The 8,492-nt window shown below is 74.0% G+C and carries 4 protein-coding genes and 1 pseudogene; 2 read left to right on the top strand and 3 right to left on the bottom strand.

All coding sequences use genetic code 11. The features are described from left to right. Positions 1-476: 476 nt before the first annotated feature. Positions 477-3,281, bottom strand: a complete 2,805-nt coding sequence (locus ACFV3E_RS15645; RefSeq protein ID WP_500365296.1) for a helix-turn-helix transcriptional regulator — start codon at positions 3,279-3,281, stop codon at positions 477-479. Positions 3,282-3,727: 446 nt separating this feature from the next. Continuing rightward, positions 3,728-4,588 carry a helix-turn-helix transcriptional regulator gene (locus ACFV3E_RS15640; protein ID WP_500535174.1) on the bottom strand — a complete coding sequence of 287 codons (861 nt, stop codon included), beginning with the start codon at positions 4,586-4,588 and terminating at the stop codon, positions 3,728-3,730. 94 nt (positions 4,589-4,682) lie between these two features. Between ACFV3E_RS15640 and ACFV3E_RS15635 the strand changes: the two genes are divergently transcribed. Both ACFV3E_RS15635 and ACFV3E_RS15630 read left to right on the top strand, forming a co-directional pair. Next, on the top strand, positions 4,683-6,359 hold the full coding sequence (locus tag ACFV3E_RS15635; protein WP_500535173.1) for an AMP-binding protein: 1,677 nt from the start codon (positions 4,683-4,685) through the stop codon (positions 6,357-6,359). Beyond that, complete coding sequence (locus tag ACFV3E_RS15630; RefSeq protein ID WP_500535172.1) at positions 6,356-7,981, top strand: AMP-binding protein; 1,626 nt, start codon at positions 6,356-6,358, stop codon at positions 7,979-7,981. Before ACFV3E_RS15635 ends, ACFV3E_RS15630 begins: the two co-directional genes overlap by 4 nt. Here ACFV3E_RS15630 and ACFV3E_RS15625 read toward each other — a convergent pair. Then, a pseudogene (locus ACFV3E_RS15625) lies at positions 7,968-8,488 on the bottom strand (AAA family ATPase). The gene ACFV3E_RS15630 and the pseudogene ACFV3E_RS15625 overlap by 14 nt on opposite strands. Between the last annotated feature and the right edge of the window lie 4 nt (positions 8,489-8,492).

Genomic DNA, 8,492 nt, shown 5'->3' with positions numbered 1-8,492 from the left:
CCCCGCCTGTGGGGGCCGCGGGGTGTCTTTGGGGGCGGCGGGGGGGTCCTTGCCCCCCCACCCCGCGACCCCTGGCGCAGCCTGACGTGCGGTCAGGAGTTCACTCGGGTGTCCGCGGTCGCCGCCGCGACCGCGGCGGCGGTCCTCCTCGCACGGTTGAGCCGTGACATGGAGCTCCTCAGGGTGCCGGTGGGGGGAACGCGCGGGTCACCGGTGGGGCGGCGCTTCATCCCGCGCGTACGGCACGGCCTGGGCCGACGTCATCGTCGACGACCGTGGACGAGGGGCGAGTTGGCGCACGTGCACTCGTGGGACGGGTCAACCTGCTTGCTCTGTGCGGGACTCAGGCTAGGGTCGCGGCCCCCGCGCCCCAATGAGGGAACCCCCTAACCCCGGTCGCGTAGGGAAACCCCTCGGTCACCTCACGTGTCCGGCGGTGCACGAGGAACAGTGCCGCCGCCGGTCCGGGGCTCGCCTCAGCCGGCCCGGCGGCCCGCGGCCAGTCGCACGATGTCCACCCGTGAGCGGATGCCGAGCTTGCGGTAGACCCGGGTCAGGGTCGCCTCGACCGTCTTGACGCTGATGAACAGCGTCGCGGCGATCTCCCGGTTGGTGGCGCCCTCCAGGACCAGCGCGGCCACCTGACGTTCCATCGAGGCCAGCCCGTCCAGCTCCGGCGGTGCCGCCGCCGAGGGGGCCGCCGGGGCCGGGCCCACCTGCCCCAGCCACGGCAGGGCCTTCGACCGCCGGAACAACCGGCCGGCCTCGTCCAGCGCCACCCGGGCCGCCGCGCGGTTGCGCCGGTCCGCCTCCACCTGGGCCAGCGCGAAGACGGCGCGCGCCTCCTCCAGCCCGTACCCGAGTGCGACCAGCCGCTGCCGGGCCCCGTTCAGCACCGCCACCGCCCCGTCGGTGTCGCCGCGGGCGGCGAGCAGCATCCCCTCGGCGCGCTCCAGGACGGCCAGGATGCTCTGCCGGCCGAGCCGCAGGGCGTGCCTGCGGGTCTCGTCGATGACCTCACGCGCCTCACCGAGCGCGCCGGTCAGCACCAGTGCCTCGGCCAGGTCGCCCTGCCAGCGGCCGCGCGCGGGCTCGGTCACGCCCATCTCGCGCTCCAGCGCGCGCACCCGCCGCAGCGCGTCCACCGCGCCCTGCGGGTCGGCGCCGACCAGCCGCGCGTGCCCGAGCGCGTACAACGCCCGTGTCATGTACGGCATGTCGCTGTCGGCCTCGGCCCGCCGCACCGCGTCCCCGGCCAGGGACAGGGCGCGTTCCACCGTGCCGCCCGCCGCCTCGGTCAGAGCCGCGATCTGCAGTGCGAAGCCCTCGCCGATGCCGGTGTCCTCGGCCAGCCGCAGGCTCTCGCGGGCCAGGTCCAGCGCCGTGCCGCAGCGGCCGGAGCGCAGCTCGATCTCGGCGAGGCTGCGCACCGAGTAGACCTCGCTCTCCACCGCGCCCCGCTGCCGTGCCTCACCGGCCAGCCAGGTCAGCGCGGTGCGCGCCTCGTCGAGCTGATCGCTCATCAGCAGGTAGCGGGAGCGGATGTAGACCGGGCCGTTGTGGTTCATGGCCACGTCCGGGTCCTGCGGCTCCGCGGAGGCCAGGGCCAGGGTCGCGGCGGCGTCGGGATGCCCTACCAAGGTCTCGTTGAGCGCCTTGAAGGACAGCGCCAGCAACTCGGTGCGCCGGTCGCCGGCCCGCGCGGCGAGCGCCGCCGAGCGGGCGGCCTCGGCGCGCGCCTCGTGCATCTGGCCGTCCACCAGGGCCCGCCAGGCGAGCTGGTAGCGCACCAGGCCCTGCAGCCGCGGGTCGTCGCCCGCGTCCGCCAGGGCCTGCGGGAAGACGTCGTCGACCTCGGACAGGGCCTGCCCGACCGAGTCGATCACCACGCTCCACGCCCGCACCCGGTCCGCCGGGACCGTGGCCTGCGCCAGCACCTCGCGGGCGGTGGCCCGGGCGAGTTCGGGTTCGGCGGCGGTCAGCGCGTCCTCGGCGGCCCGCAGCCGCCGCTCGTCCGCGGTGGGCACCGCGCCCTCGGGGGTGTGCCGGGCGGCCAGCAGGCCGAGTTGGGCGGCGACCGAGGGGGCGCCGCGGGCCCGGGCCTCGTCCGCGGCCTCGGCCAGGCTCGCCGCGACCCGTTCGTCCTTGCCGCTCGTCGCCAGCGCCAGATGCCGGGCCCGCTCGATCGGGTCGCCGGCCGCCGCGGCCAGCGCGGCGTGGGCGCTGCGCCGGTCCTCCGGGGTCGCCTCCGCGTACAGTGCCGCGGATATCAGCGGGTGCGCGAAACGCACCAGGCCGGTGCCGTCGTGGTGGTCCATCTCCACCAGGCCGAGCGAGGCGGCCACGCCCGTCTCGCTCTCGGCGTTGGCGCGGCCGGCGCTGCGCAGCGTCGCAAGGGTCGGGCGGGCCCCCGCGCTGGCGATGAGCAGGGTGCGGCGGGTGTCCGCGGAGAGCATCTCCAGCCGGTTGAGCACCAGGGTGCGCAGCGAGGTCGGCACCGGCAGCGGCTCCCCGGGGCGGGGCGGGGTGCGGCTCTCCGCGAGGGCGCGGCCGAGCTCCAGGGCGAAGAGCGGATTGCCGCCGCTGGTGCGGTGGATGTCCCGGACGACCGCCCGCGGCAGACCGGTGTGACCGCGCCCGTCGAGGAGCTCGGAGACCTCCGGCCGGGACAGCGGCGTCACCCGCAGCGTGCGCACGTCCTGCGGGAAGGCGCGCAGATAGCGGTCGTGCTGGTCCTGCGGATCGGCCTCGGTGCGTACGGCGCCCAGCACCCGCACCGGCAGCTCGGCGACCCGGCGGGCCGCGAAGGCCAGCAGCTCGGCGCTGGCGGGGTCCATCCACTGCAGGTCGTCCACGACGATCAGCACCGGGCCGTCGGCGGCCAGTGCCCGCAGCACCGACAGCACGGCCAGCCGCAGCGCGAGCCCGTCCCGTTGCAGCGAGGACTCCCCGCGGCCGGTGAGCGCCGACTCCAGGGCGGCCCGCTGCGGCGCGGGCAGGCTGTCGGACACCTGGTCGGCGACCAGGCCGAGCAGATCGACCAGGGCGAGGAAGGGCAGGTGCGATTCGGACTCCGTCGCGGAACAGCGCAGTACCGTCGGCTCGCCGCCGTATTCCTCGGCGAGCGTCCGCAATACGGTGGACTTCCCGATTCCGGCCGGTCCGTACAGCAGCAGGCTGCCCCCTTGGGCCAGATGCCCGCGGGCCCGCGCGAGGACGTCACCTCGCCCGATCACCTGGTCGGGTCGGGGTCTGGCCGGCACGTCGAAGACCTGCTCCACGGTCGCCGCTCCCCTCGTGTCGTGTCCGGGACAATGGTATGCAAAGAGCCGCGGAAATCCGCCGGTACGGGCGCGGCCCTTCGACTTCTGTCCGGTGTAGGGAAATTCACCGCCGTCGCCGAATGGATGTCGTGCAATGGGCGGCACATCGGGAAACGCACGGGGGCAACAGCCTGTTGAACACCGGACCATTCGTCAGGCCGGCCCCCGTCCCGCGCGTGCCGGTGGACACACCCCGAATGATCGGTCCGATCACGCCGGCGGTCAAACCCCAAAATAACCCCGGGTGAACCGAACATGGCGGCTTGTCCGGACTTCCGGCCCTGCCCCGCTCACGGTGCTTTGCGGGTGAACGTGCCGCCGGGGAGCGGCCGGCGCGGTCGCTTTGTCGTCAATGTCGTTCCGGGTCCGCTCCGGGTCCGCACCGGTCCGCGCGGGCCGGCCCCTCAGGGGAGCAGGCCGGCCCGGCGGGCGACGACGACCGCCTCGAGGCGGGTGTGGGCGCCGAGCTTGCGCATGGCCGAGCGCAGATAGCTCTTGACCGTCTCCGGGCGCAGCCCCAGCCGGTCGGCGGCTGCGGCGTTGGTGGCCCCCGTGGCCACGCACGCCAGTACGTCCAGCTCCCGGGAGGAGAGCGCCACCGGCCGCCCGGTGGGGGAGCGTTGCCCGGCACCGGCACCGGCACCGGCGGCGCCGGTCGCCGCCGCCAGCCGGCCGCACGCGGCGAGCAGTTCCTGCCGCAGCAGCGGATCGGCGACCCGGCCGGCCAGCGCCCGCAGCTCCCCGTGGGCCTCGCGGACCTCCTCCCAGGCCGCAGGGTCGCCCGTGGTCGGCTGCCGGCACGTCGACAGCAGGCGGTCGGCCTCGTCCCGGACCACCAGCCGCTGCTCCAGCTCGCGCGCGGCCTCCACCGCGGCGCTCACCGGACGGTCGCCGAGCGCCAGCGGATGGCGCAGCGCACCGTAGAGCACCCCGCGCACCCGGCGCCGCACGACCACCGGCACCGCCAGGACCGAGCGCAGGCCCTCGGCGCCCACCGCCGCGTCGTACTCGTGGCTGATCACCCGCGACGTGCTGTAGTCGGTGACGGCCAGCGGCCGGGAGAGCGCGATCGTCTTGCCGCCCAGGCCGTTGCCCGCGGAGACGGTGAGCCCCTGGAGGGAGGCCGTGGCCGTGCCGGACAGCTCGGAGATCCGCAGCCGGCCAGGCTCCGGGAGCAGCCCTCCGAAGGCCACCGGCAGACCGCTGGTGCGCCTCATCCGCAGCAGCGCCGCCCTGAGCTCCGCCGCCTCGCCCGATCCCGTCACGCCCTCGCCGCTCCTTCACCCCCGTCCGGGGGTAGTGAGAGCCTCGTCACTGACAACAGGATGCTACTGAGCGGGCCGGCAACGAGGAGGACACATGACGGCAACCAGCCGGACGGAAGAGTTCCGGGAGGCCCGGGACTTCCTGCTGCGCCACCGCGAGGACTACAAGGCGGCGTACGAGGGCTTCCGCTGGCCGCGGCCCGAGCACTTCAACTGGGCGCTGGACTGGTTCGACGTCATCGCCCGTGACAACGACCGCACCGCCCTGCACATCGTCGAGGAGGACGGCACCGAGTCCGCCGTCTCCTTCGCCGCGATGTCCGAGCGCTCGGCCCGGGTCGCGAACGGGCTCCGCGGCCTCGGGGTGGGCGCTGGCGACCGGATCGTGGTCATGCTGGGCAACCAGACCGAGCTCTGGGAGACCGCCCTGGCCGCCATGAAGCTGCGAGCCGTGGTCATCCCGGCCACCCCGCTGCTCGGTGCCGCCGACCTCACCGACCGCGTGGAGCGCGGCCGGGCCCGGCACGTGATCGTCCGGGCGGCGGACGCGGCGAAGTTCGACCAGGTGCCGGGGGAGTACACCAGGATCGCCGTCGGCGGCGCGCCCGCGGGCTGGCACGCCTACGAGGACGCGTACGACGCCCCCGCGGACTTCGCCCCCGACGGGGACACCCGCGGCGACGACCCGCTGATGCTGTACTTCACCTCGGGCACCACCGCGAAGCCCAAGCTCGTCGAACACACCCACCTGTCCTACCCCGTGGGCCACCTGGCGACGATGTACTGGATCGGCCTGCGCCCCGGCGACGTCCACCTCAACATCTCCTCGCCCGGCTGGGCCAAGCACGCCTGGTCCAACCTCTTCGCGCCGTGGAACGCCGAGGCGACGGTCTTCATCCACAACTACACGCGCTTCGACGCGGGCCGCCTGATGGCCGAGATGGACCGGGCCGGCGTCACCAGCTTCTGCGCACCGCCCACCGTCTGGCGGATGCTGATCCAGGCCGACCTCGGCGCGCTGCGCACCCCGCCGCGCGAGGTCGTCGCCGCCGGCGAGCCGCTCAACCCGGAGGTCATCGAGCACGTGCGACGCGCCTGGGGCCGCACCATCCGGGACGGCTTCGGCCAGACCGAGACGGCCGTCCAGGTCTCCAACCCGCCCGGGCAGCCGCTCAAGCCGGGCTCCATGGGCCGCCCCAGCCCCGGTTACGCGGTGGAACTCCTCGACCCGGTCACGGGCAAGCCCGGCGACGAGGGGGAGATCTGCCTCGACCTGTCCGCCCGCCCGGTGGGCCTGATGACCGGCTACGAGGGCGACCCGGAGCGCACCGCCGAGGCCATGGCCGGCGGCTGGTACCGCACCGGCGACATCGGCTCCCGCGACGCCGACGGCTACATCACCTACATCGGGCGCGCCGACGACGTCTTCAAGGCCTCCGACTACAAGATCTCCCCCTTCGAGCTGGAGAGCGCCCTGCTGGAGCACGAGTGCGTGGCGGAGGCCGCCGTCGTCCCGGCGCCCGACCCGCTGCGGCTGGCCGTGCCCAAGGCGTACGTCGTCCTCGCCGAGGGCTGGGAGCCGGGCCCGGAGACCGCCGCGGCGCTCTTCGCGCACTCGCGGGCCGTGCTCGCCCCGTACAAGCGGGTGCGGCGCATCGAGTTCGCCGAGCTGCCCAAGACCGTGTCCGGCAAGATCCGCCGCATCGAGCTGCGCCGGCGCACCGCCGAGGGTGCCGTCGGCACCGAGTACCGCGAGGAGGACCACAGGTGAGCACCCCCGCGAGTCCCGTCGAGCCCTCGTACGCGAGCGGCACCGGCACCACCGCGCTGCTCGGCGACACCATCGGCCGCAACCTGGACCGGGCCGTCGCCGCCTGGCCGGACCGCGACGCGCTGGTCGACGTCCCCAGCGGCCGCCGCTGGACCTACGCCGCGTTCGGCGCCGCCGTCGACGACGTGGCACGCGGCCTGCTCGCCAAAGGCGTCAGCAAGGGCGACCGGGTGGGCATCTGGGCCGTCAACTGCCCCGAGTGGGTGCTCGTCCAGTACGCCACCGCCCGCATCGGCGCGATCATGGTCAACATCAACCCGGCCTACCGCGTCCACGAGCTGGCGTTCGTGCTCGACCAGGCCGGCATCGAGGTGCTGGTCGCCTCCACCGCGTTCAAGTCCAGCGACTACCGCGCCATGGTGGAGCAGGTGCGCGGCGAGTGCCGCTCGCTGACCGAGGTCGTGTACATCGGCGACCCGACGTGGGACGCCCTCGTCGAGGCCGGGGCCCACGTCCCGCGCGGGCAGCTCGCCGAGCGCGGGGCGGAACTGTCCTGCGACGACCCGGTCAACATCCAGTACACCTCGGGCACGACCGGTTTCCCCAAGGGTGCGACCCTCTCCCACCACAACATCCTCAACAACGGCTACTTCGTGGGCGAGCAGGTGGGCTACAGCGAGCAGGACCGGGTCTGCCTGCCGGTGCCCTTCTACCACTGCTTCGGCATGGTCATGGGCAACCTGGGCGCCACCTCGCACGGCGCCTGCATCGTCATCCCGGCACCCGGCTTCGACCCGGCGGCGACGCTGCGCGCGGTCGAGCAGGAGCGGTGCACCTCGCTGTACGGGGTGCCGACGATGTTCATCGCCGAGCTCAACCTGCCGGACTTCGCGACGTACGACCTCTCCTCGCTGCGCACCGGCATCATGGCGGGCTCGCCCTGCCCGGTCGAGGTGATGAAGCGGGTCGTCGCCGAGATGCACATGGCCGAGGTGTCCATCTGCTACGGCATGACCGAGACCTCGCCGGTCTCCACCCAGACCCGCCGGGACGACGACCTCGAGCGCCGCACCGGCACCGTCGGCCGGGTGCTGCCGCACGTCGAGGTCAAGGTCGTCGGCCCGGACGGCGTGACGGTGCCGCGCGGCACGGCGGGCGAACTGTGCACCCGCGGCTACTCGGTGATGCTGGGTTACTGGGACGAGCCGGACAAGACCGCTGAGGCCATCGACGCCGGGCGCTGGATGCACACCGGGGACCTGGCCGTGATGCGGGAGGACGGCTACCTGCAGATCGTCGGCCGCATCAAGGACATGATCATCCGCGGCGGTGAGAACGTCTACCCGCGCGAGATCGAGGAGTTCCTCTACGCCCACCCCAAGATCGCGGACGTCCAGGTGGTCGGCGTCCCCGACGAGCGGTACGGCGAGGAGATCCTGGCCTGCGTCATCCTCAAGGACCCGGCCGCCGCGCTGACGGTGGAGGAGCTCGGCGAGTTCTGCCGCGGCCGGCTCGCCCACTACAAGGTGCCGCGCCACCTGCGGCTGATGGACGCCTTCCCGATGACCGTCAGCGGCAAGGTCCGCAAGGTCGAGCTGCGGGAGTCCTTCAGGCCCGCGTGAGGTCCGCGACCCGCCGCGCGACCGCCTCCGGCGGCGCGGCGGTCGTGTCGAGCACCGTCGCCGCCGCCCGCAGCCAGGGCAGGGCGTTCGCGTACTCCTCCAGGTGCTCCAGCCGCCACTGCCGGGCGCCGGTCTCCACCGTGTCGTGCTCGATCCTGCGGGTGAGGGTGGCCGGGTCGGTGTGCAGCAGGAAGTGCCGCACGGGCAGCCCGGCCCGCTCCAGCCCCGCCTCGACCTCCCGCCAGTACTCCTCCACCAGCACGGTCTGCGGCACGATCAGCGTCCCGCCGAGGTAGGCGTGCACCTGGGCGAGCGACGCCACGGTGAGCGCCCGCCAGGGGGGCCACTCCTGGAAGTCCCGCACGGCACGGCCTCGTCGAGGACGTGCCGCAGCATGAAGCCGACGTGCTCGGTGTCGAAGACGTGGGCACCGGGGACGAGCCGCACCAAGTGCGAGCACGTCGTGGTCTTGCCCACGCCGAAGGTGCCGTTCAGCCAGATGATCACGCGC

Origin of the sequence: Streptomyces sp. NPDC059718 (genome assembly GCF_042733315.1) — a bacterium.
Lineage (GTDB): Bacteria > Actinomycetota > Actinomycetes > Streptomycetales > Streptomycetaceae > Actinacidiphila.
This window is presented reverse-complemented; position numbering and strand designations above follow the sequence as displayed.

Excerpts from the sequence above, each read along its gene's own strand:
- ACFV3E_RS15635 (WP_500535173.1), top strand. The coding sequence starts at position 4,683 with ATGACGGCAACCAGCCGGACGGAAGAGTTCCGGGAGGCCCGGGACTTC.